This is a genomic window from Pseudoalteromonas sp. MQS005, assembly GCF_001661605.1.
Lineage (GTDB): Bacteria > Pseudomonadota > Gammaproteobacteria > Enterobacterales > Alteromonadaceae > Pseudoalteromonas > Pseudoalteromonas tetraodonis.
Genome location: NZ_LYRQ01000034.1, coordinates 18,144 through 40,745, shown reverse-complemented (window position 1 = coordinate 40,745; position 22,602 = coordinate 18,144). Strand labels below are relative to the sequence as shown.

Genomic DNA, 22,602 nt, shown 5'->3' with positions numbered 1-22,602 from the left:
ATCGCGTTCTGAAGTTTATGACCTAGTGAGCTAAGTAAAAACCGCGAAAAGCTGCCTACTCATTCGGTACTGTCATCGTATAAGCAACTATGAGTAAATACTTTATAGACATAAAAAAAGCTGCAAATTGCAGCTTTTTTTACCTAAACGCTTATTCAGCGTCTGCAGGTTTATGCTTTGCAGCTGTTTCAGTGATCAGTGGTTGTAATTCACCACGTTGAAACATTTCAATGATAATGTCACAGCCACCAATTAACTCGCCTTCAACCCAAAGTTGCGGGAAGGTAGGCCAGTTAGCGTAAGCAGGAAGCTCTGCACGAATGTCTGGATTAAGTAAAATATCCACATATGCAAACGGTTCACCGCACGACATTAATGCTTGTGATGCTTGTGAAGAAAAACCACAATTAGGCAGTTTTGGTGATCCTTTCATGTATAAGATGATTGGGTTTTCAGCAATTTGCTGTTTAATTTTATCGATGGTTTCCATTTACAACCTCAAAATGACGATAGCGAACACATTAGGCCTTGAAAAAGTTTCACTGTGGCCTCAGATATATAGATTAACATAGGCAATAAAAGCCTCAATCTTAAATAGCTTTAGCAAGAGCATTGCTGTTTGCTAAAACTTGAGTAAAATACTCAACAATTATAGTAACACTATATTCCTGTTTGGTATAGATAAGTGCCCTGTTTGCGCAGGCATTACGTATTACTAAATAGACTATCAACCAAAAGAAGATGGAGATAAAAAATGGCATTTGAACTACCGTCACTACCGTATGCAATTGATGCACTTGAGCCACATATTTCGCAAGAAACGTTAGAGTTTCACCATGGTAAACACCACAACACTTATGTGACTAAACTTAACGGTTTAATCCCAGGCACTGAGTTTGAAGGTAAATCACTTGAAGAGATCGTATGTTCTTCAGAAGGCGGTGTATTTAACAACGCTGCTCAAATCTGGAACCACACTTTCTACTGGAACAGCCTATCTCCAAATGGCGGTGGCGCTCCAACAGGTGCAATTGCTGATGCAATTAACGCTAAATGGGGCTCATTTGACGCATTTAAAGACGCGTTAAACGACAAAGCAGTAAATAACTTTGGTTCAAGCTGGACTTGGTTAGTTAAACTAGCTGATGGTTCACTAGACATCGTTAATACATCTAACGCTGCAACACCATTAACAGATGCAGGTGTTACACCAATCCTAACCGTGGATTTATGGGAACACGCATACTACATTGATTACCGTAACGTGCGTCCAGATTACCTTAAAGGTTTCTGGTCACTCGTTAACTGGGAATTCGCGAACGCTAACTTCGCATAATTAGTTTTAAACTAATCTTTAAAAAGACGCTTAGGCGTCTTTTTTTATGTCCGCTACTTTATTTGATTAGGGTTATACGTAGGTTGTTTTCTAAAAGTGCATCATGATCATTTTTCATATAAATTTTTAATTTTATTGCACAAAAATTTAAATTCGTGACTAGACTTTAAATAGTGAATACATTTTCCAAGTAGGTTTCGGAGGTCATTATGACTATTTTTGATCACTACCAAGCACGTTATGAATCAACACAAGAAGAAGAGTACAGTGTTGCTGAGTTTCTAGAAATTTGTAAAACCGATAAGTCTGCTTATGCCAGTGCTCCTGAAAGATTACTGATGGCCATTGGCGAGCCTAAAATGGTAGATACCGCTACCGATACTCGTTTAAGTCGCTTATTTTCGAACCGTGTTGTTGCACGTTACCCTGCATTTGCCGATTTTTATGGTATGGAAGACGCCATTGAGCAAATTGTTTCTTATCTAAAACACGCCGCGCAAGGATTAGAAGAGTGTAAACAAGTGCTTTACTTGCTTGGTCCGGTGGGTGGCGGTAAGTCATCGATTGCTGAAAAGCTAAAGTATTTAATGCAACAAGTGCCTATTTATGCAATTAAGGGCTCCCCGGTTAATGACCATCCGCTGTCATTATTTGATCCCGTTGAAGATGCCAGCCTACTCGAAAAAGAATATGGAATTAAGTCTCGTTACCTCAAAACGGTAATGTCGCCATGGGCCGCAAAACGTTTACAAGAATTTAATGGTGATATTAGTCAATTTAGAGTGGTTAAACGCTTCCCATCAATTTTAAATCAAGTTGCGATTGCTAAAACAGAGCCCGGAGATGAAAACAATCAAGATATTTCTGCTCTTGTTGGTAAGGTCGATATTCGTCAACTTGAACACTTTGCACAAAATGATCCTGATGCTTATGCCTATTCAGGCGCATTATGTTTAGCCAACCAAGGCTTAATGGAATTTGTGGAAATGTTTAAAGCCCCCATAAAAGTGTTACATCCGCTTTTAACAGCTACCCAAGAAGGTAACTATAACGGCACAGAAGGCATAAGCGCCCTGCCATTTAACGGCATGATACTCGCCCACTCTAATGAATCAGAATGGCAAACCTTTAAAAACAATAAAAACAACGAAGCCTTTTTAGACCGTGTTTATATTGTTAAGGTCCCTTATTGCTTACGAGTGACCGAAGAAATTAAAATTTACGATAAGCTTATTGAACACAGTGAGCTTTACAACGCCCCCTGTGCGCCAGGTACACTTAAAATTTTAGCCCAATTTACCACTCTTTCGCGCTTAAAAGAGCCGGAAAACTCAAGTATTTACTCTAAGATGCGAGTTTACGATGGTGAAACCCTTAAAGACACCGATCCAAAAGCGAAGTCGTATCAAGAGTATCGTGATTATGCTGGTGTTGATGAGGGCATGACCGGTCTTTCAACCCGTTTTGCGTTTAAGATTTTATCGCGAGTATTCAACTTTGACACTACCGAAGTGGCCGCCAACCCTGTGCATTTGTTTTATGTGCTTGAGCAACAAATTGAGCGTGAACAATTTAGTGCCGAGGTTGAAGAACGTTATTTAAGCTTTTTAAAAGGCTATTTAATTCCACAATATGTTGAGTTTATAGGTAAAGAGCTACAAACCGCGTACTTAGAGTCATATTCAGAATATGGCCAAAATATTTTTGACCGCTACGTTATTTATGCTGATTTTTGGATTCAAGATCAAGAATACCGCGACCCTGATACAGGACAATTATTTGACCGTGATGCACTCAACGCTGAGCTTGAAAAAATAGAAAAGCCTGCAGGTATTTCAAACCCTAAAGATTTTAGAAATGAAATTGTTAACTTTGTACTGCGTGCTCGCGCTCATAACAATGGCAAAAATCCGCTGTGGACAAGTTATGAAAAACTACGCACGGTTATTGAGAAAAAAATGTTCTCAAACACGGAAGACTTACTCCCTGTTATTTCATTTAATGCAAAAACATCAGCTGAAGATCAGCAAAAGCATGAGGACTTTGTTAATCGTATGGTTGAAAAAGGCTACACGCAAAAACAAGTGCGCTTGCTATCTGAGTGGTATTTACGGGTTAGAAAATCGCAATAACCTTCATAATTGCAGTTTTTAGGAGGTCATTATGGCGCATTTTATCGACAGGCGTTTAAATGGCAAAAACAAAAGCACAGTTAACCGCCAGCGTTTTATTAGGCGTTATAAAAAGCAGATCAAAGAAGCGGTGTCTGATGCGATCAATAAACGCAGTGTCACTGATTCAAGCTCTGGAGAGAGTATCTCTATTCCGCAGCGTGATATTAGCGAACCTACTTTTCATCAAGGTAGAGGCGGCAATAGAGAGCAAATACACCCTGGGAACGATCAGTTCTCTACTGGCGACAAAATAGAACGCCCTAAAGGAGGCAAAGGCGGTGGCGCAGGCGAAGGTGAAGCAAGTGACTCTGGCGAAGGCCAAGATGAATTTGTTTTTTCTATCTCTAAAGATGAATACCTTGATTTGTTATTTGAGGATTTAGAACTCCCTAATTTGCAAGAAAATCAGCTTGATAAGCTAGTGCAAATGAAAACCCATCGCGCTGGGTTTTGCAGTGATGGTATGCCCAGTAATATTGATGTAGTGCGCTCATTACAAGGCTCTCTAGCTCGTCGTATTGCGATGACCGCAGGTAAAAAACGCCGCCTTAGCGAGCTTGAGGGGCAACTAGCACTGCTGCTTGAACAACCACACTGTGATAAAGCCGCTGTGGCCTTATTACAAAAAGAAATCGACACACTCAAACAGCAAATAAAAACCGTGCCCTTTATCGATAATTACGACTTACGTTTTCGTAACTACGACAAACAACCACACCCAACTAGTAAAGCGGTGATGTTTTGTATTATGGATGTGTCAGGTTCAATGGATCAAGCAACAAAAGACATGGCAAAACGCTTTTACATTTTGCTTTATCAGTTTTTAACTCGCAGCTACAAAGACATCGACGTTGTATATATTCGCCATCATACCCAGGCCAAAGAAGTTGATGAGCAAGAATTTTTTTATTCACAAGAAACAGGCGGTACCATTGTTTCAAGTGCACTAAAACTGATGAATGAAATAATAGCTGAGCGCTATAATGCTGATGAATGGAATATATACGCAGCACAAGCTTCTGATGGTGATAATTGGGCCGATGACACGCCCCAATGTGGACACATTTTACGTAATAAAATACTTAAAGCTGTTCGCTATTTTGCCTATATAGAAATTACCACACGTGCTCATCAAAGTTTATGGCGCGAGTATCAAAACATTAGTCAAACGAACAGTAATTTTGCCATCCAGCATATCCAAAGTGTTGAAGATATTTACCCTATATTTAGGGAGCTATTTAAAAAAGGTCGTCAACAGCAAGGGGCTGCATAGCCAAAGCGAGGTAGCATTATGAAAGATAATCGAATAAGTGATGGGCCCGATTGGACCTTTGAACTATTGCAACAATACCAAGACGAAATAGCGCGTGTGGCTGAGCACTATAAGCTAGACACCTACCCTAATCAAATTGAAGTGATCACCGCAGAACAAATGATGGATGCCTACTCAAGTGTAGGCATGCCCATTGGCTACACTCACTGGTCGTATGGTAAAAAATTTATTCAAACGGAGCAAAATTATAAACGCGGCCAAATGGGACTTGCGTATGAAATTGTGATTAATTCCAACCCTTGTATTGCTTACCTAATGGAAGAAAACACCCTTCCGATGCAGGCACTGGTTATGGCACATGCTTGCTATGGGCATAACTCATTTTTTAAAGGGAATTATTTATTTAAAACTTGGACTGATGCAGGCTCAATTATTGATTATTTATTGTTTGCTAAAAACTATATTAGCCGCTGTGAAGAAAAGTACGGTATTTCCGAAGTAGAAAGCATACTCGACTCATGTCATGCATTAATGAGTTACGGTGTTGATAGGTACAAACGTCCACAACGAATTTCGTTATTTGAAGAGCAAAAGCGTCAGCAAGAACGGGCTGAGTATTTGCAATCACAAGTTAACGAATTATGGCGTACCATTCCTTCTCAACAGCAAGAGTCAAAAAAACACGAACGCCACTTCCCTCAAGAGCCACAGGAAAATATTCTGTACTTTATTGAAAAAAATGCCCCTTTACTCGAGTCATGGCAGCGAGAAATCGTCAGGATAGTGCGAAAAATATCACAATACTTTTATCCGCAAAAACAAACCCAAGTAATGAATGAAGGTTGGGCCACTTTTTGGCACTATACTATTTTGAACCATTTATATGATGAGGGAAAACTAACCGACTCATTTATGTTGGAGTTTTTACAAAGCCATACTAATGTTGTGTACCAACCTCCATACAATAGCGATTATTACTCAGGTATTAACCCCTATGCACTGGGCTTTAATATGATGGTTGATATACGTCGTATTTGTGAAAACCCAACAGAAGAAGATAAACGCTGGTTCCCTGAGCATGCAGGCAGTGACTGGCTCGAGACACTGCACTTTGCAATGCAAAATTTCAAAGATGAGAGTTTTATTAGCCAATTTTTATCCCCTAAGCTGATTCGGGATTTTAAATTATTCACCATAGTCGACCATGCTAGTAACCCACATTTAGAAATAGGCGCTATTCACGACGATAATGGCTACAAAGCGGTTAGAGAAGCACTTTCTGCACAATATAACCTTAGTAATCATGAGCCTAACATACAAGTTTACGATGTTGACTTACGCGGCGACCGCTCTTTAACCCTACGATATGTACCTCATAATGCCGTTCCACTGGCTAACTCCCATGGGGAGGTATTAAAACACCTTTACAGACTATGGGGCTTTAAGGTAAAACTGGAACAGGAGTCAAATTCTGGTGAGATTTCAACCATTGGTCAATGTCCAATTGATGATTCACGCCATACAACAGAGTAAAAATAATGGACAAAAAAAAGCTTCTTGTACTGATTGATTCGGTTGAATTTGCAAAAACGTCATTGCAGCATGCTAAACAAAAAGCGCTGCAAGGCAATAAACATATTGATATTGTTGCATTTAGCTTTGAAGAAACCGGCAATATTTTATTTTCTCTGTCGCCAGAACAATTGCTTTCACTCCAAGATAAATGCCTTTCATCATTAAGGGCACAGTTGGAGCCACTGATTAGCGCAGAACTGGAGGGTTGCAGTTATACCTTTCAAACCGCATGGCATGAAGCCCCCGAGCAGTGGCTTAACGAAGATATTAATACTGATGATTACGAAATGGTGATAAAAACACGCCATATCGACAGCGACAGCCAATTTAGTGAACTTGATTGGCAACTTATCCGCTTTACGCCCATCGCTTTGTATTTAGCGGCAGATAACAAATGGCGCAAGCATACCAACATACTCGCCGCACTTGATTTAGCCAGCGAAAAAACCGCAAAACATAAACTTAATCAGTCAATTATTAAATATGGCCTAGCATACGCACAGCGAACAGACTGTGAATTTTATGCCGGCTACACAGTGTATATTTCTCCAATATTAAGAGATTTAGGCTTAGTATTTTCAGAAGAGCAACTAGTCAATGCCTTTGAGAAATTACCTCAATCACAGCAACAACTCATTATTGATAATAACTTACGCGACAAACTTTATATTAAAGCGGGTTTACCTGAGCAGGTGATCCCAAGCTTAGCGGCCAAGCTCAATGCTGATTTAGTGATTATAGGATCTGTTGGGAATGTAGGAATTAAAGCAAAACTCATTGGTAATACTGCAGAAAAAATAATGCGCTTACTTAAAACTGACTTGCTTATTTTACCCCCCAATTAAAAAATGATGCCTAAGCATCATTTTTTATATCAGCGTATACCGACACTTTATTTCGACCTGTTTCTTTTGAATGATAAAGCGCTTTATCGGCAGCTTCAATCCAGCGTTCGTGATCTTTAAACTGATCATCAAAACACGCAATACCCACACTAATGGCCATATGCACCGTGTGCTCATTGTATTTCGCCGGAGAGGTTTCAATTAATTGGCGTAAACGTTCAGCAAATACAATCGCCCCTTGTTTATCGGTATCTAATAAAGTAACAACAAACTCTTCACCGCCGTATCGCCCAGCAATGTCTGTTTCACGCAATGCAGTTTTCAGTAAACTCGCTATATGACGAAGTGCTTCATCTCCAGCACTGTGTCCAAAATCATCATTTACCTTTTTAAAGTGGTCAATATCAAAAATTAATAACGAGCAACAACCTTCGTTTCGCTTCGTTCGTAAAAATTCTTGGTGCAGTAAGTGCTCCCAATGCCCTCTATTGGCAAGCTGGGTTAAACTATCTGTTTGGCTTACTTGTTCTAGTTTTTTATTTAACTCTTCTAGTTCTTTTTTGTTAACCGCAATATCTGTCACATCGTAAATAATAATACAAATATGCTCGACTTCGCCTCGCACATTGGTAAGTGGAATAAACGTGGCATTTTGATACATATAGTCCGCTTTACCGGTAATTGGTCGGTAGTTTTTAAAACGAAAAATATACGGCTGCTGCTCCCAAATAGTAAATGAACGATTCTTTAATACAAACACTGACTCAGATTTACTTCTAAACCATTTTTCATCAATGGCCGGAAATAAATCAAATAAGTCTTTGTCTTTTACAGCGCTCGGTAACAAACCAGAATGATTTTCCATAAAACCATTCCATACATGCACTTTGTATTCTCGATCGAGTACAACAAGACCGACATCAACCGTATTAAACATATCCATTAACCAATGGATTTCATTCAAATCTAAATCAGCTGGCATAAATATTTAATCTTCTAGTAGATAAGCAACTTTGTATTTCAAAGTTTTCAGTGAATCTTCAGTAAAGAGCAACATTAAATCACAACTAATATCATGATTTTCAATACCGTAACTTATTTCTATGGCTAGAGTCCGTTGCCAGCGCGACTTATTCGACTGAACAAGTTCAGAAACGTCCCGATGCTGCCCCAAAACTATTGGATGCCCTTGGCTAAAGGTCATGTCGAGCTGTTTTGACAAGCCGGTTAAAATAGCGCCAATTAAAATGTTACTTACATCCATTAGCAACTCTAACTCAACCTTGTCGTTTAGTTCACCTTCGTAATTCATCAGTGAGGCTATTTCTTTAAAACTAGAGTCATTTAAAAGTAATAATGCCTCGCCAGATACTCCGCCGCCTATAAAGCCTTGGCAAATACCCGATGTAGTATCATTGGTATCAACAGAGCTTAACGCCATGTTGAGCTCACTGACTTCTAAAACATTAACATTAGGAATGGGTAACTTAACAAAGACATTAAGCAGTCTTGCCAGTAAATCTCCCGCCTGACCCATGGCAACATTAGTCAGCTCTTGATATATATCACGAACATCAGGGTCAACTTGTTCACCTAACGAGTGAGACATGCGTTCACGCAGTGCTCTATCTCTAATACCATGATGTTCAATAATGGCAGCAAGCTTTTCGGGGGAACACGGTTTTTGAATAAAATCTATGGCGCCAAGCTCAAGCACACGTTGATGCGCACTCGGTTGAATATCGCCTGATACCACAACGGTGAGGACGTCGAGCCCTTGCTCTTTCATTGCAGCAAGCACGCCATAACCGTCCATTTCTGGCATATTTAAATCAAGGAAAAGAATTTCAGGCTGGGCTTTAGTTATTTGTTTTATGCAGTCTACACCGTCACATGCAAATTCAACTTTAATATCCCAATCATCGGGTAAAGAGCGAGCTAATTGACGTCTAGCTAGTTTTGAATCATCACAAATTAAAACCGATGTTGACATATTATCTCTCTATTTTAAAACTTGTTGTACGCTGACACCGCAAAAAATAAAGGCACGGATATTATTAATTAATACCTATTTCTTATATACACATAGTAATCAAAGTATTGCTTATTTACAATTTTAGGGAAAAATAAACGCGTCAATTATTCTGCTTGGTAACTCCATCACAGTATAATACACTCACCACTATTACGTTAATTCTTAAAAGGAAAAAATCCATGCGTCGTTCATTAGCCTTTGCATTGAGCCTGTTTTGTTGCACTAGTTTTGCATCAGAGTTACCTGAAAACACCTTAGATGCAGGAAAAGTAACAGCGCAAGGTAAACCTGTTACGTTACTAGGCCAAGGCCTTAAAATCGGTGCTGATGCGCCAAATTTTAAAGTGGTCGACGACAGTTTTACTGCCATTACATTAGAAAATTACCAAGGGCAAGCTGTATTGATAAGCGTAGTACCAAGCTTAGATACTGGCATTTGTAGCCTGCAAACAAAACATTTTAATGAAAAAGTAGCGCAACAGTTTCCTGGCGTAGCCATGTTAACGATTAGTGCCGACCTACCTTTTGCACAAAAACGTTTTTGCAAAGCAGAAAATATCGATAAAGTTACGACACTTTCTGATTCTGTATGGCGTGATTTTGGCCAAAAGTATGGGTTAATAATTAAAGATATGGGGTTACTTACTCGCGCTGTTTTTATTCTCGATAAAAGCCATAAAGTTATATATAAACAATTAGTTAGTAGCTTATCAACCGAGCCTGAATACGATAGCGTTATTGAAAAGCTTAAAACGCTTTAAAGGTCGAATTTCAGATAATAAAAAACCGCTATGAAGCGGTTTTTTTTTAATTATGCTTTTAATTTTAGATAAAAATTAACCTAAAAGCTCAGCTAGTTGCTTGCTTACTGCTTCAACCGCTTGAGTACCGTCTAATTTATGGTACTGCGTATTACCAGCTTGCGCTTCTGCTTGATAGTAGTCAACCAATGGCATTGTTTGCTCATGGTAAATACCTAAGCGTTTACGAACTGTCTCTTCTGTGTCATCCGCACGGATAATAAGCTCTTCGCCTGTTTCGTTGTCTTTACCTTCCTCTTTTGGTGGATTGTAAACAACATGGTACACACGACCAGAACCAGGATGAACACGACGGCCACCCATACGCTCAACAATCACTTCATCAGCAACATCAAACTCAATAACGTGATCAACGACAACGCCATTATCTTTCATTGCATCAGCTTGTGGAATGGTACGTGGGAAGCCATCAAGTAAAAAGCCTTTCTCACAATCAGGTTTTGCAATGCGCTCTTTAACAAGGCCAATGATGATGTCATCAGAAATTAACTGACCTGCGTCCATTACTTTTTTTGCTTCAAGGCCAAGTGGTGTGCCCTCTTTAATTGCAGCTCGTAGCATATCACCGGTAGAAATTTGTGGAATACCGTATCTATCCATTAAAAACTGAGCTTGAGTACCTTTACCTGCACCCGGCGCGCCCAAAAGAATAATGCGCATATCATTGTCCCCTAATATGAGAGTTTATTTTAAAGTCTGAATTCTTCCACAAGCGCCGCAGATACTCAAGTAACTTATACTAATTGTCTAGAGTCTATTGGCCTTTGCGGATTAATATTTGTGCAAACTAGGGGCACTTTAATCGCGGCGCAAGGTTTGCAACTTAGTAGGCTGAGTAAAAATCGAGCAAAGCTTCTGCGTCCTGCTCACGCCATTTGCCACCATCCATGTAGGCAGACAGACCCCTTCGGGCAGCGCCTATGCAGCAAATTTAACCTTTAAAAATCAATAAACTCTATGCTCCAGCGCATAAAAAAAGGGAACAAACGTTCCCTTTTTACTCAATCATTGATTTTTAATACTTATTTGCTTAAATCAAGCATAAGTTTATTTAAGCGAGTGACAAATCCAGTTGGATCTTTAAGCGTACCGCGCTCAGCTAGTAATGCTTGATCTAGCAATACATGTGACCACTGCGCAAATTTATCTTCGTCTTGCTCATCATTTAAATGCTTAACAATCTGGTGCTCAGGGTTTAGCTCAAACACAGGTTTAGCTTCTGGCACTGCTTGACCTACTGACTCCATCAACTTTTGCATTTGCGAGCTCATATCATTGTCATCGCTCACCACACAGGCTGGCGAATCGGTTAAACGATGTGTAAAGCGTACTTCTTTAACATCATCACCTAATGCGGTTTTAATACGCTCAATAAGGCCTGCAACTTCTTTTTCAGACTCTTCTTGTGCTTTTTTAGTTTCTTCGTCGTCTAAGTCACCTAAATCTAAATCACCGCGAGTAATTGATTGAAATTGCTTGTCTGCAAATTCAGTTAAGTGGCTCATCATCCACTCATCAACACGGTCACTTAGTAGTAAAACTTCAATGCCTTTTTTGCGGAAAATTTCTAAATGCGGTGAGTTTTTAGCTGCAATAAATGAGTCAGCAACAACATAGTAAATTTTATCTTGGCTGTCTTTCATACGCTCAATGTATTGTTCAAGCGATACATCTTGAGTGTCTGAATCGGTATGCGTTGAAGCAAAACGTAATAGCTTAGCAATGCTCTCTTTGTTAGCCGCATCTTCTGCTGGGCCTTCTTTCATTACTTGACCAAATTCATTCCAAAACGTTTGGTAATCATCGGCTTTGTTTTTCGCCATACGCTCAAGCATTTTAATAATACGCGACGTACACCCCTTGCGGATAGCTTGGGTCACTTTGTTATCTTGAAGTATTTCACGCGATACGTTTAGTGGTAAATCATTTGAATCTAATAGACCTTTAACGAAACGCAGGTAGCTTGGCATAAACTGCTCAGCATCATCCATAATGAATACACGTTGCACGTATAATTTTAAGCCACTTTGGCGCTCGCGGTTCCATAAATCAAACGGCGCTTTTTTCGGAATGTATAACAAACTGGTGTATTCAGTTTTACCTTCAACTTTGTTATGTCCCCAACTAAGTGGATCTTCCCAGTCATGGCTTACATGCTTGTAAAATTCTTTGTATTCATCTTCAGAGATTTCAGACTTATCACGCGTCCACAATGCCGTAGCGCGGTTAATGCTTTCCCACTCACCAGGAACTGCTGGAATTTTTTCACCGTCTTCGCCTTCAGACTCTGGTACTTCTGCTTTGTACATTTGTACTGGTGTAGAGATATGATCAGAGTATTTAGTCACGATGCTACGAAGGCGCCATTCGTCTGCGTACTCTTTTTCTTCTTCACGTAGGTGTAGAATAATGTCTGTACCACGGCCTTCTTTTTCAATTTCTTGCAGCGTGTATTCACCTTCACCTTTTGATTGCCACTCTACAGCCGTTGTCTCCCCTGCTTTACGGGTACGCACTGTCACTTCATCAGCAACAATAAACGCTGAGTAAAAGCCCACACCAAATTGGCCAATAAGTTGTGAGTCTTTGCTTTGGTCGCCCGTTAAGTTTTTGAAAAACTCTGCGGTACCCGACTTTGCAATTGTACCTAAAGAGCTGATCACTTCATCACGTGTCATACCAATACCATTATCAGAAATGGTTATCGTATTGGCTTCTTTATCAGCACTAATACGTACACGTAAATCAGCATCACCTTGATATAAGTCGCCGTTTGATAACGCTAAAAAGCGTAATTTATCGGCTGCATCAGATGCGTTTGATACAAGCTCACGTAAAAATATTTCTTTATTAGAATAAAGCGAGTGAATCATTAAGTTTAGTAATTGTTTTACTTCTGTTTGAAAGCCTAATGTTTCTTTTTGTGCTGCAGTCATTTATGTATCTCCAATTTGCAAAGTGTCTGCGTTATGCACTTAATATGGGGGGAGGTGTCAGAACTTCAAGGGAAAAAAGTAAAAAAAGCTGCCAGCAAAAAACAACAATATTATAAAAAACAATATCTGTTCAAAATGGGCTAGCACAGTGTAAATGCATCGGCTTTTGAGTGCTTGGATGATGAAAGTATATATCGCTGGCATGTAACTGCAAACGCGACGCCATCTGCTCACTCTGTTCACTTTTATACAAATCGCAGCCTAAAATAGGATGCCCAATTGCATGACTATGAATACGTAATTGATGCGTTCGACCAGTAACGGGGGTAAATTGCACTAACGTCTTGATTGGTTGTATAAAACGCTTGAGTACTGTGTAGTGTGTTAAGGCCGCTTTGCCTGTGGTGTTACATAACTTAACACGAGGAAAATAGAGTTTGTCTTTAGCAATCGGGTAATTTATTTGTCCGTGGTTATCGCACACTTTTCCTTGCAACATAGCGACATAGCGTTTGCTTATGGTGTGACTTTGAAATTGTTGATTGAGGTTTTTTGCCGACTCACTATTGAGTGCCACCAGCATGATCCCTGAGGTACCAAAATCTAATCGATGAGGTAACTTTGCTTCTGCAAAGGCGGCTGTTTTACCCTGTTGACCATTGACTAAGCGATAATGAACGGAATCCCAATTTAGTGGGTTTTTACCCGACAAACTCAATAAACCGCTAGGTTTATTGATCACTAAAAGCGCCTCATCTTGATAGATTATTTCCACTTCGCCCTGACAAACAGGCGCAACAAAATCATCAATAATGTCATTAGCCGATGGGCTAAAATCAGACATACACTATTCCTTGATAAACACTCAAAATGATTAAATTAACCATTTTTTTACTAGGAAAAACTTTGTAGCCTTGCCTGATGATCATTTTAATCATTTTTTAAGAATACGTCATGGTAATTCTCTAGCCCATATAAGGCAACGTTGCTCAGCACAGCAATATAACCTTATCTAGCCACCTGTTCATTTCGGGTTGTCTGTTGTTTGAGCTCGCACATTGCTGTAATTACTATGGTGTAGCATTTGCTCCATCATCAACTGCATCACCTTAGTACGCTCTTCCATCATTTGCATGCGCTCACTTATCTGGGCTGATGACATATCTTCAATATCGTCACTGTATTGGCTGGTATCGTTAATCAGTTGCATATTTTCACGCATTAATTTCATGTGCTTTTGCATCAGTAAATCACGTGATTGCTGATTATTTTCACTGCCAATTTGTTTCATCACTAACATCATTTCTTGCATTCTAGGCTCCATATTAAGGTGGCCACGGTGTTTCATCATCTCACCCATCATCATCTGACGATTACTTTCTCGGTTTTCATTTTCATGTGCCATAACCGTAAAAGAACTCAAGGTAATTATAAGTATTAGTGCAAAATACGTTTTCATGATTATTTCCTCTTTACATATTTAAGGTGTAGCGCTATTGGTAATTTTTAGCTCTACCAACGCTGTGTATTTGTTCAGGTTATTTATTAAGTTACGCCTTGCTTAACCATCCTTTTCGCCAAAAATAAAACACCATGACGATAGTTAACAAAACAAAAATCCCCCAAATAGCGGGATAAGCCCAATACCACGTTAACTCCGGCATATATTTAAAGTTCATACCGTAAATACCCGCAATAAAAGTTAATGGAATAAAAACCGATGACATAATGGTAAGTAGCTTCATAATTTCATTCATTCGGTTAGACATTGCAGACATGTATAAGTCTGTTAAACCACTGGCCATTTCACGATATGACTCGATAATTTCAACTATCTGAATATTATGTTCATACACATCCCTTAAATAAGGACGTGTAGCATCATCAATTCTGCCTCCCTCTTCACGATATAATTGATCGATAACTTCTCGCATCGGCCATACAATACGTCGTAACAAGGCAAGTTCACGTTTGATCCGATGAATTTGGTGCAACACTTGCGGTGTGGGCTTTTCAAGCGTGACAAGCTCTAAGTCTTCAAGTCGCTCACCATATTGTTCCAACACCGGAAAGCAGTGATCAACAACAGCATCAAGCAACGCATACAGTAGGTACCCCGTATTATTTTTTCGGATACGCCGACTTTGTGTTTTTAAACGCTCTCGAATCGGTTGCCATACATCTCCTGGCTCTTCTTGAAAGGTAAGCACTACGCCGTCGTATAAAAACAAACTCACCTGCTCAATGTTAAGAGTAGGATTAATTAAATCATCTTCTTTTGTGTCATTTCCCAGTGTTAACATCCGCAACACTACAAATAAATGATCATCAAAAAACTCAATGCGGGGACGCTGAGGAACGTGTAATACGTCTTCGGCTGTTAGGGTATGAAAACCAAAGTGTTGCTGAAATAGCCTTACAACATAAGGATGTGTGTTACTTACATTCAGCCACCTTACTTTAACCCAGTCAGGCTGAGGCACTTTTAAAAATGCTTCAATATCACTAATGTCGCCGGTTTTTATTTGGGCTTCACTGTAGTCAGTATAGGTAATATCAACACTGCCTATTGCTGGCGGTGTCATAATATCGCCAATATGCTCAATGCCTGCTAATTGCCCGGGAACAACCTTGCGCTTATGCTTTTTTGATGCAGTAACATGAGATATACCCGTGGTTGCTCTTTGGTGTTTAGCGCTTTGCTTTGATACCGAACCATTGAGTACCCTGACACGCTTTATGGCTTGCATAACATCGTTAAGTACTTTCATAATCAGCTCAGTTTTTACATTGTTAGATGCCGATACGCACCTTAATTAAGTTATTAAGCACTTAATTTAGCGGTTTATCTGCGAAATCTTAGTGCCTTCAATACTCACTTCAAGCATGAAGCTTTGTTGATCAAAAATGAACGCGTATGCATAAGTATCATCTTTGAACGTAGACGAAGAGAGGTTTTTAGCAGCGCCTTCATTTATAACAACCATTGTTGGCCCAACCCCAATTTCCCAACCTCGGGAGTCCTCAAGGTACTTTGTCGCTTTATCTGTCATTAATAAAATCGCATAGCTATATGATTGTGCCCCGGCTTGGGGGCCCCAAGGCCCACCTACTGAGTTGTAATAACCAATATATTCGCCTTTTTAATTAGGGTCTGTTGATCTTTTCGGATTAAAATTTGTTCAAACTAGGGGCTGTTTAATCGCGGCGCGAGGTTTGTAACCTAGTGGGCTAAGTCAAAACCGAGCAACAAAGAGTAAATAGCCCCTAGGAAGAACCCTGTGAGCAGCGCCTGTTTGGCATTGATGCTACGTTATCGCCTATTTATGGGGAATAACCACACCACATAGGCTCTGCCTTGCCTAAATACCAAACAAACTGCTGCAAATTCAACCTTGAAAGATCAACAGACCCTAATACTCCTTCCCCATAACTACCATCAAATATTAAACCCGCTTTAATAATATTTGGAAAAACTAAAACCGCGACCGCTCTTTTTGATAACTCATCAGCAACCTTGTTGGATTTATATAAATTAGCTAATGCCTGGCTAGCATCTTTATTAATATCGTTTGCTGTTTCAGCAAATGCACTGTTAATACTCAATAACAAACTAGCCATAACGATGATTTTGATAAACGCTAAAATACGACGCTTTAAATAAGCTTTAAAAAACACGCTTACGGTCTGTAAAGCCAAATACGGTATATCACTGTTCATGATAAAATCCCTGTCGATTAAAGCTCATCATTTAAAATAAGTCGCTTAGTTATTACGTTATATTCAAAAGGCAATGCTTTAACTTACAGCCGTTCATTTACTTGGTCGGTGCGCTAACACGCTCACGAGGTATTATTTATTGTTAATTTTGAATATTGGCTAACTGTATTTATCGTTTTTAGCTGAGCCATGTTTATAAGCTGAGAACAGCAAGCAATTGCGCCCGCAAAAGCTCAGCAATAAAAGCCTTATGCTTTACTTTTATTCATCTGTTGCTCTATTTTTAGTACGCGCTCAATCGTACTAAGAACACTATCTGGAGTAAGGCTAATTGAGTCTATGCCTAACGTTACTAAAAACTCGGTAATTTCAGGGAAGTCAGATGGCGCTTGGCCACAAATTCCTGAATGTTTACCATTACGCTTTGCTCCTTCAACGGCTAACTTAATCATTTGCTTTACACCTGCGTCGCGTTCATCAAAATCAAAAGCAACCACTTCTGAATCTCTGTCGACCCCTAAAGTAAGCTGCGTTAAGTCATTTGAGCCAATCGAGAAACCGTCAAATAACTTGGCAAACTCGTCAATTAAAATGACGTTATTAGGTATTTCGCACATTACATAAATGGCCAGATCATTTTCCCCACGAACAAGACCTTGTTTTGCCATTGTCGCTATTACCTTCTCCCCTTCTGCTATTCGTCGACAAAATGGGATCATTAAAATCACATTAGTGAACCCCATTTCGTCACGCACTCGTTTCATTGCGGCGCATTCTAAAGCGAAACCTTCTGCATAATCCGGATGACTATAACGAGACGCTCCTCGAAAACCTATCATCGGATTTGATTCGACCGGTTCGAAAGGTTTGCCGCCTAACAATGTGGCGTACTCATTGGTTTTAAAATCACTCATTCTTACCACACATGGCTTTGGATACACCGATGCAGCAAGGGTAGCAACCCCCTCTGAAAGCGTTTTAATGAAAAAATCAACGGGGGTTTTAAAGGCACCACTGAGTGTATTGATGGCTTGACGAGCCTGCTCATCTACTTTTTGTGGGTGAATAAGCGCCATGGGGTGCGCTTTTATAAATTCAGTAATAATAAATTCCATCCGCGCTAACCCTATCCCTGCGACAGGTAAAGAGGCGAGCGCAAAAGCCTGATCTGGATTACCTAAGTTCATCATTATTTTGGTTTTAGGTGAGGCTAAATGACTCAGATCGGTTTCCTCTACGTTAAACTGTAAAATACCCTCGTATACGTAGCCAATTTCACCTTGTGCACAGCTTACTGTAATTGCTTGGCCATTGGTGAGTACATCTGCACCGTTATCTGTACCCACAATTGCAGGGATCCCCAGTTCACGAGAAACAATAGCTGCATGACAAGTACGTCCGCCATGGTTAGTAACAATAGCGGCAGCGGTTTTCATTACCGGCTCCCAGTCGGGAGTGGTGGTTTCGGTAACCAGTATTTCTCCTGGTTTAAATTCACTTAAGTTTTTAACATCATTAATAATACGCACAGTCCCTGCGCCAATGCGGGTGCCCACTGCCTGCCCTTTAGTAATAATAGAGGATTGATTTTTAAGGTGATATATTTTTAAAACATGATCGGTTTTGCGGGATTCAACAGTTTCAGGCCTTGCCTGTACCATATAAATATGACCATCGAGTCCATCTTTTGCCCACTCCATATCCATAGGCTTGTACTGCCCTTTTTGTTTGGAATAATGGTTTTCTACCTTAATAGCGTAGTCAGCAAGGATCATGACATCGTCATCCGTTATACAAAAATGGCGTTGCTCACTCTCATTGGTATTAATGTTGCGGGTATATTCAACGGCAATATTGTCCTTATTGAGCGTATCGGTAAAAATCATTTTTTGCTCTTTTTTACCTAATCGGCGCTTTAAAACAGCCCTATAGCCTTTATTATAGGTCGGTTTGTGGACATAAAAACTATCTGGATCAATGGTGCCTTGTACTATATTTTCGCCTAAACCGAGTGCCGCATTAATAAATACAACATCCTTAAAGCCTGTCTCTGTATCAAGAGAAAACATCACCCCACTGGCACTCATATCACTGCGCACCATTTTCATTATTACGACACACAAGTCGACTTTAAAGTAGTCAAATTGATTATCATATTTATAGTGAATTGAGCGATCTGTAAAATTTGAGACTAAGCAGCGTAAATAAGCATCTAGTAGGGTCTGCTCACCACTGATATTTAAATAACTATCATTTTGCCCTGCAAATGATGCCTCAGGAGAATCTTCTGCAGTCGCCGATGAGCGCACCGCAAGTGATAGGTCATCCCCATATTGTTGTTTAAGTTTTTTATAGTGACCAAGTATTTCTAATTTAAGATCATTGGGTAATTTACACGCAGCAATGATAGCGCGAGCTTTTGCGCCGCGCTGTTGCAGGTCTTGAACGTCGTCTGGTTTAAGGTCATCTAGTACGCTATGCAAAGCTTGCCACGCGTTGTTATCGTCAAGCACATAGCGATAAGCCTCTGCAGTTACAGCAAAACCGTTAGGCACTCTCACCCCTTGAGCGGTCAATTGTTGATACATTTCGCCAAGAGACGCATTTTTACCTCCCACATGAGCAACATCGCCCATAGCAACTTCTTCAAACCAGCGAATGTATTTGTTTGACGTGATATTACTCATAACGAATTCCCTATTAAAAAATTAACTTCATCGTTTTTGCAACTACAGCTATTGTTTTTTCAACGATACGAAACTCTCTTTTTAATAGCTAAATAAGAGGTAACAGAGCAAAAATAGGCGGCTATAAATTGCAACAATAAAAAGGGTTTAAACCAGAAAAATGACAAACGAATGGTAAGATAATTACTCAAAGGCGGGCTTGGCGTGACCCCCCATTTTTTTCAAGGCAATAGCCAAAGGACAAAAACCAGTAAATGATGACTGCAGCAGGTTAAAGCCAACAAATGCAGTTAACCATAACCAATAAACACTACTGAGTAGTGATAACAATAAACTTAGTAACACGACAAATCCGGCAATTCGCAGTACCCAGCGATCAATATTCATCAGTAATATCTCCTTAATAAGCTAATTTCATTATCCAGTATGCAATACCCTATGAGTGTAGGAGAGTTATCAATTAGCTTCCGTGCGCTAACTAACATAAGGTTAATCGATGATGTGTGCCTTATTCCACAGCAGGCTAATACGACGAGCAGCTTCAAGCCATAAGGCCATTAAAAGCAATACACTCACTGCTACTACATAGTCTTCAGCAATGGGGTAAACTAAGCCCATTAACGAGTGTAACCAGGGGATAAACAAAAATGCTAACAGCAACAATATAATAGCGCCCGCTGTTTTTAAAACCCAAGGGTTCGCACTAAACAGCCCCATAATGGCGGGTCGAGTTAAATCGCGGTTAGCGAGAATCAATAAATACACACTTAAGATCAGCATGATCACAACAAGACTGCCACTACGGTTGGTATCCCAGCTCTGTGCATTCATCCAAACATACGCGCTTAGTAACAAAGCCGCGATGCCAAGCCCTTGCACTATTGCGCTTAGTAGGTGTTTAAATCCAAAAGGCGAGTCTGTCGTTTTACGTGGTGGGCAATCCATTAATCGACTTGATTGTGGCTCGGCCTCAAATATGATGGAGCAGGCAGGGTTAATAATCAGTTCAAGTAAAACAATATGTACGGGCAATAAAAGTGCAGACCAATGCATTACCCCTGGTAACAACGCTAAGACTATAATCGGCACATGCACCGCAAAAGTAAACCGAATCGCTTTACGAATATTTTCATAAATACGACGACCTTGGCCTATCGCACTCACAATGCGAGTAAAACTGTCATCAAGTAACACTAAAGCAGCCGCTTCACGTGCCACATCAGTTCCACGCTCACCCATGGCAATACCAATATCGGCGGCTTTAAGTGCAGGCCCATCATTAACCCCATCGCCGGTCATTGCCACAACGTCACCATGGGCTTTGAGTATATTCACTAAACGCAATTTATGCTGTGGCTGTAACCGCGCACATATATCCACGTTGTTTAATCGCTTCAGCAAAGCGGCATCATCTAAGCTATTCATTTCATTGCCACTAATAACCTCTGCCCGCGCTGATAGGCCAACTTGTTTAGCTATCGCTTTGGCCGTATCTGAGTGATCGCCAGTCATCATCATGACTCGAATACCTGCACGTCGACACTGTGCAATTGCATGTGGAACTTCGGGGCGCGGCGGATCCGCCAATGCAACCAGTCCTAAAAAAGTAAAATTAAAATCATGCTGCGAGCTTGGCCAATCCGGTTCATTATCATTGGTTGAATGCCAATTTCCTCGCGCGACTCCTAATACCCGTAAGCCACGTTTCGCCATGGTTTTTATTTGCTGTGTAATTATGGCTCGTTGCGCTGAGTTTAAGTGGCATAAATCAGCTATGGCTTCGGGCGCCCCCTTGGTGGCTAATATATGCGAATGCTTTTGTGTACTTTGAAACACTTTAGTCATCGCTAAAATATCAGCGGTGAGCGGGTATTCAAATTCAGGTTGGCGTCCATCTCGTTCATGTTCAGTGCCAGCTAACCAGCGTTGACTAAACTCTTTTATCGCTTCTTCCATTGGATCAAAGGGGTCGCCTGGTGTTGCTAACATGGCAAATTCACTCAACTGGTGAAAAGTCTCGGGAAGCTGCTCGGCTCCCTCGGGATTGAAAACATCCCCATCACCATTTAAAGACGAGGTCGCCAGCTCAACAACTTGCATACGGTTAAGTGTTAATGTGCCTGTTTTATCTACGGCTAAAACGGTAATAGCCCCTAAGGATTCAACGGCGGACACTTTTCGGGTAAGTACTTTTTGCTGTGCAATACGCCAAGCGCCCATAGCCAAAAATACCGTTAAGATCACCGGTATTTCTTCTGGCAAGGTTGCCATAGCCAAGGCCACACCAGATAACAAACTTGTTAGAATAGGTTGATTATTCCACCACCAAAGCAAAAATATTTGCCCACATGCAATTAATAAGGCCAAAGCCCCTAACCATCGCACCAGTTTACTTGATGCTTGTTGCAATGCAGAAGGTGACTCTTTGGTTGCGGCTAAATCGTTACCAATGCGCCCCACCGCAGTTTTTGCACCGGTGGCTATTACTTCAGCTTGCCCAATGCCGCTGGTTACTATGGTACTGGCAAATAGCGCGCTGGGGTGGTCTTTGTTGGGTTCGAGACACACATCACTGTGCTTACTTTTTGCTTGCGGCGTTTTTTGTACTGGTACCGCTTCGCCAGTGAGCAATGATTCATTAACCGCTAAACGCCCTTCAACCAGCATGACATCGGCCCCTATCCTATCACCCTCTTTGAGTATGATCAGATCGCCACACACTAACTCATTTGCAGCAATTCGGTGCTGTTGACCATCACGAATAACCAGTGCTCGCGGAGCTGATAAATCTTTTAAAGATTCAAGTGCACGCTGAGTCTTACGCTGTTCTATTAATGTGATGGCAATAATGACAAACACAAACCCCAGTAATAACAAAGCTTCGGTTCTATCTCCAAGGGTAAGGTAAATGCCCCCTGCAATTAACAGCATTAAAAACATTGGCTCTGTGAGTATTTTAACAATCATAGCCAAACTAGATTCAGGTTCACTGCCAGGTAATACATTAGGGCCATTGGCTGCGAGACGCTCAGCCGCTTGCTTAGCTGTTAAACCTTGCTGTGACGTTTTGTCATTTTGTGGCGTGCTGATATATGCTTTATTTTTAGTTGCTGAATGTATTTGTTTTGCTTGCTTCATGGCCCGTCGCCTTGTTGCTAGTGACGATACATTCACTGCAACTTTATTTATTGTAAATAACA

At 40.4% G+C, this 22,602-nt stretch carries 19 protein-coding genes; 6 read left to right on the top strand and 13 right to left on the bottom strand.

Annotated features, from left to right (window positions below):
- Positions 1-151: 151 nt before the first annotated feature.
- Positions 152-490, bottom strand: a complete 339-nt coding sequence (locus tag A9479_RS12715; RefSeq protein WP_008113155.1) for a Grx4 family monothiol glutaredoxin — start codon at positions 488-490, stop codon at positions 152-154.
- Between the two features lie 264 nt (positions 491-754).
- On the opposite strand from A9479_RS12715, the gene A9479_RS12710 reads away from it, so the two are divergent.
- The 5 genes from A9479_RS12710 (at position 755) to A9479_RS12690 (ending at position 7,203) form a co-directional block, all read left to right on the top strand.
- Positions 755-1,336 (top strand): superoxide dismutase, encoded by a 582-nt coding sequence (locus A9479_RS12710; RefSeq protein WP_010388603.1) that lies wholly within the window; start codon positions 755-757, stop codon positions 1,334-1,336.
- A gap of 209 nt (positions 1,337-1,545) precedes the next feature.
- A complete protein-coding gene (locus tag A9479_RS12705; protein ID WP_013465180.1) occupies positions 1,546-3,468 on the top strand; it encodes a PrkA family serine protein kinase in 1,923 nt (640 codons plus the stop codon).
- 31 nt (positions 3,469-3,499) lie between these two features.
- Positions 3,500-4,783 carry a YeaH/YhbH family protein gene (locus A9479_RS12700; RefSeq protein WP_064663589.1) on the top strand — a complete coding sequence of 428 codons (1,284 nt, stop codon included), beginning with the start codon at positions 3,500-3,502 and terminating at the stop codon, positions 4,781-4,783.
- Positions 4,784-4,801: 18 nt separating this feature from the next.
- Positions 4,802-6,316, top strand: coding sequence for a SpoVR family protein (locus A9479_RS12695; RefSeq protein ID WP_028835074.1), 1,515 nt, complete (start codon positions 4,802-4,804; stop codon positions 6,314-6,316).
- A gap of 5 nt (positions 6,317-6,321) precedes the next feature.
- Positions 6,322-7,203, top strand: a complete 882-nt coding sequence (locus A9479_RS12690; protein WP_013465183.1) for a universal stress protein — start codon at positions 6,322-6,324, stop codon at positions 7,201-7,203.
- 10 nt (positions 7,204-7,213) lie between these two features.
- On the opposite strand, the gene A9479_RS12685 is transcribed toward A9479_RS12690, so the two are convergent.
- The gene (locus tag A9479_RS12685) at positions 7,214-8,185 is read right to left on the bottom strand and encodes a diguanylate cyclase (RefSeq protein WP_013465184.1); all 972 of its coding nucleotides are present in this window, start codon (positions 8,183-8,185) and stop codon (positions 7,214-7,216) included.
- 6 nt (positions 8,186-8,191) lie between these two features.
- Complete coding sequence (locus tag A9479_RS12680) at positions 8,192-9,196, bottom strand: response regulator (RefSeq protein ID WP_013465185.1); 1,005 nt, start codon at positions 9,194-9,196, stop codon at positions 8,192-8,194.
- A gap of 221 nt (positions 9,197-9,417) precedes the next feature.
- Between A9479_RS12680 and tpx the strand changes: the two genes are divergently transcribed.
- A complete protein-coding gene (gene tpx, locus A9479_RS12675; RefSeq protein WP_064663588.1) occupies positions 9,418-9,999 on the top strand; it encodes a thiol peroxidase in 582 nt (193 codons plus the stop codon).
- 75 nt (positions 10,000-10,074) lie between these two features.
- On the opposite strand, the gene adk is transcribed toward tpx, so the two are convergent.
- The 10 genes from adk to A9479_RS12625 form a co-directional block, all read right to left on the bottom strand.
- Positions 10,075-10,719: an adenylate kinase gene (gene adk, locus A9479_RS12670; protein ID WP_013465187.1), complete on the bottom strand. Its 645-nt coding sequence runs from the start codon at positions 10,717-10,719 to the stop codon at positions 10,075-10,077.
- 362 nt (positions 10,720-11,081) lie between these two features.
- Positions 11,082-12,995, bottom strand: coding sequence for a molecular chaperone HtpG (gene htpG, locus A9479_RS12665; RefSeq protein WP_028835071.1), 1,914 nt, complete (start codon positions 12,993-12,995; stop codon positions 11,082-11,084).
- 130 nt (positions 12,996-13,125) lie between these two features.
- Positions 13,126-13,839, bottom strand: coding sequence for an RluA family pseudouridine synthase (locus tag A9479_RS12660; protein WP_064663587.1), 714 nt, complete (start codon positions 13,837-13,839; stop codon positions 13,126-13,128).
- Between the two features lie 180 nt (positions 13,840-14,019).
- A complete protein-coding gene (locus A9479_RS12655; protein ID WP_028835069.1) occupies positions 14,020-14,454 on the bottom strand; it encodes a hypothetical protein in 435 nt (144 codons plus the stop codon).
- A 91-nt stretch (positions 14,455-14,545) separates the two neighbouring features.
- Positions 14,546-15,766, bottom strand: a complete 1,221-nt coding sequence (gene corA / locus A9479_RS12650; protein ID WP_231485819.1) for a magnesium/cobalt transporter CorA — start codon at positions 15,764-15,766, stop codon at positions 14,546-14,548.
- Between the two features lie 66 nt (positions 15,767-15,832).
- On the bottom strand, positions 15,833-16,048 hold the full coding sequence (locus A9479_RS12645; RefSeq protein WP_197487256.1) for a hypothetical protein: 216 nt from the start codon (positions 16,046-16,048) through the stop codon (positions 15,833-15,835).
- A 271-nt stretch (positions 16,049-16,319) separates the two neighbouring features.
- On the bottom strand, positions 16,320-16,715 hold the full coding sequence (locus A9479_RS12640) for a hypothetical protein (RefSeq protein WP_064663586.1): 396 nt from the start codon (positions 16,713-16,715) through the stop codon (positions 16,320-16,322).
- 248 nt (positions 16,716-16,963) lie between these two features.
- The gene (gene ppsA / locus A9479_RS12635; protein ID WP_064663585.1) at positions 16,964-19,402 is read right to left on the bottom strand and encodes a phosphoenolpyruvate synthase; all 2,439 of its coding nucleotides are present in this window, start codon (positions 19,400-19,402) and stop codon (positions 16,964-16,966) included.
- A gap of 183 nt (positions 19,403-19,585) precedes the next feature.
- On the bottom strand, positions 19,586-19,789 hold the full coding sequence (locus tag A9479_RS12630; protein ID WP_028835065.1) for a DUF2892 domain-containing protein: 204 nt from the start codon (positions 19,787-19,789) through the stop codon (positions 19,586-19,588).
- Between the two features lie 102 nt (positions 19,790-19,891).
- Positions 19,892-22,540 (bottom strand): cation-translocating P-type ATPase, encoded by a 2,649-nt coding sequence (locus tag A9479_RS12625; protein ID WP_082918334.1) that lies wholly within the window; start codon positions 22,538-22,540, stop codon positions 19,892-19,894.
- Positions 22,541-22,602 lie beyond the last annotated feature (62 nt).

Coding starts and splice junctions, on each gene's coding strand:
- A9479_RS12660 (WP_064663587.1), bottom strand. CDS start 13,839: ATGTCTGATTTTAGCCCATCGGCTAATGACATTATTGATGATTTTGTT.
- corA (WP_231485819.1), bottom strand. CDS start 15,766: ATGAAAGTACTTAACGATGTTATGCAAGCCATAAAGCGTGTCAGGGTA.
- A9479_RS12655 (WP_028835069.1), bottom strand. CDS start 14,454: ATGAAAACGTATTTTGCACTAATACTTATAATTACCTTGAGTTCTTTT.
- A9479_RS12645 (WP_197487256.1), bottom strand. CDS start 16,048: ATGACAGATAAAGCGACAAAGTACCTTGAGGACTCCCGAGGTTGGGAA.
- A9479_RS12705 (WP_013465180.1), top strand. CDS start 1,546: ATGACTATTTTTGATCACTACCAAGCACGTTATGAATCAACACAAGAA.
- htpG (WP_028835071.1), bottom strand. CDS start 12,995: ATGACTGCAGCACAAAAAGAAACATTAGGCTTTCAAACAGAAGTAAAA.
- A9479_RS12640 (WP_064663586.1), bottom strand. CDS start 16,715: ATGAACAGTGATATACCGTATTTGGCTTTACAGACCGTAAGCGTGTTT.
- A9479_RS12700 (WP_064663589.1), top strand. CDS start 3,500: ATGGCGCATTTTATCGACAGGCGTTTAAATGGCAAAAACAAAAGCACA.
- adk (WP_013465187.1), bottom strand. CDS start 10,719: ATGCGCATTATTCTTTTGGGCGCGCCGGGTGCAGGTAAAGGTACTCAA.
- A9479_RS12690 (WP_013465183.1), top strand. CDS start 6,322: ATGGACAAAAAAAAGCTTCTTGTACTGATTGATTCGGTTGAATTTGCA.
- A9479_RS12685 (WP_013465184.1), bottom strand. CDS start 8,185: ATGCCAGCTGATTTAGATTTGAATGAAATCCATTGGTTAATGGATATG.
- A9479_RS12695 (WP_028835074.1), top strand. CDS start 4,802: ATGAAAGATAATCGAATAAGTGATGGGCCCGATTGGACCTTTGAACTA.
- A9479_RS12630 (WP_028835065.1), bottom strand. CDS start 19,789: ATGAATATTGATCGCTGGGTACTGCGAATTGCCGGATTTGTCGTGTTA.
- A9479_RS12680 (WP_013465185.1), bottom strand. CDS start 9,196: ATGTCAACATCGGTTTTAATTTGTGATGATTCAAAACTAGCTAGACGT.
- A9479_RS12625 (WP_082918334.1), bottom strand. CDS start 22,540: ATGAAGCAAGCAAAACAAATACATTCAGCAACTAAAAATAAAGCATAT.
- tpx (WP_064663588.1), top strand. CDS start 9,418: ATGCGTCGTTCATTAGCCTTTGCATTGAGCCTGTTTTGTTGCACTAGT.
- A9479_RS12710 (WP_010388603.1), top strand. CDS start 755: ATGGCATTTGAACTACCGTCACTACCGTATGCAATTGATGCACTTGAG.
- A9479_RS12715 (WP_008113155.1), bottom strand. CDS start 490: ATGGAAACCATCGATAAAATTAAACAGCAAATTGCTGAAAACCCAATC.
- ppsA (WP_064663585.1), bottom strand. CDS start 19,402: ATGAGTAATATCACGTCAAACAAATACATTCGCTGGTTTGAAGAAGTT.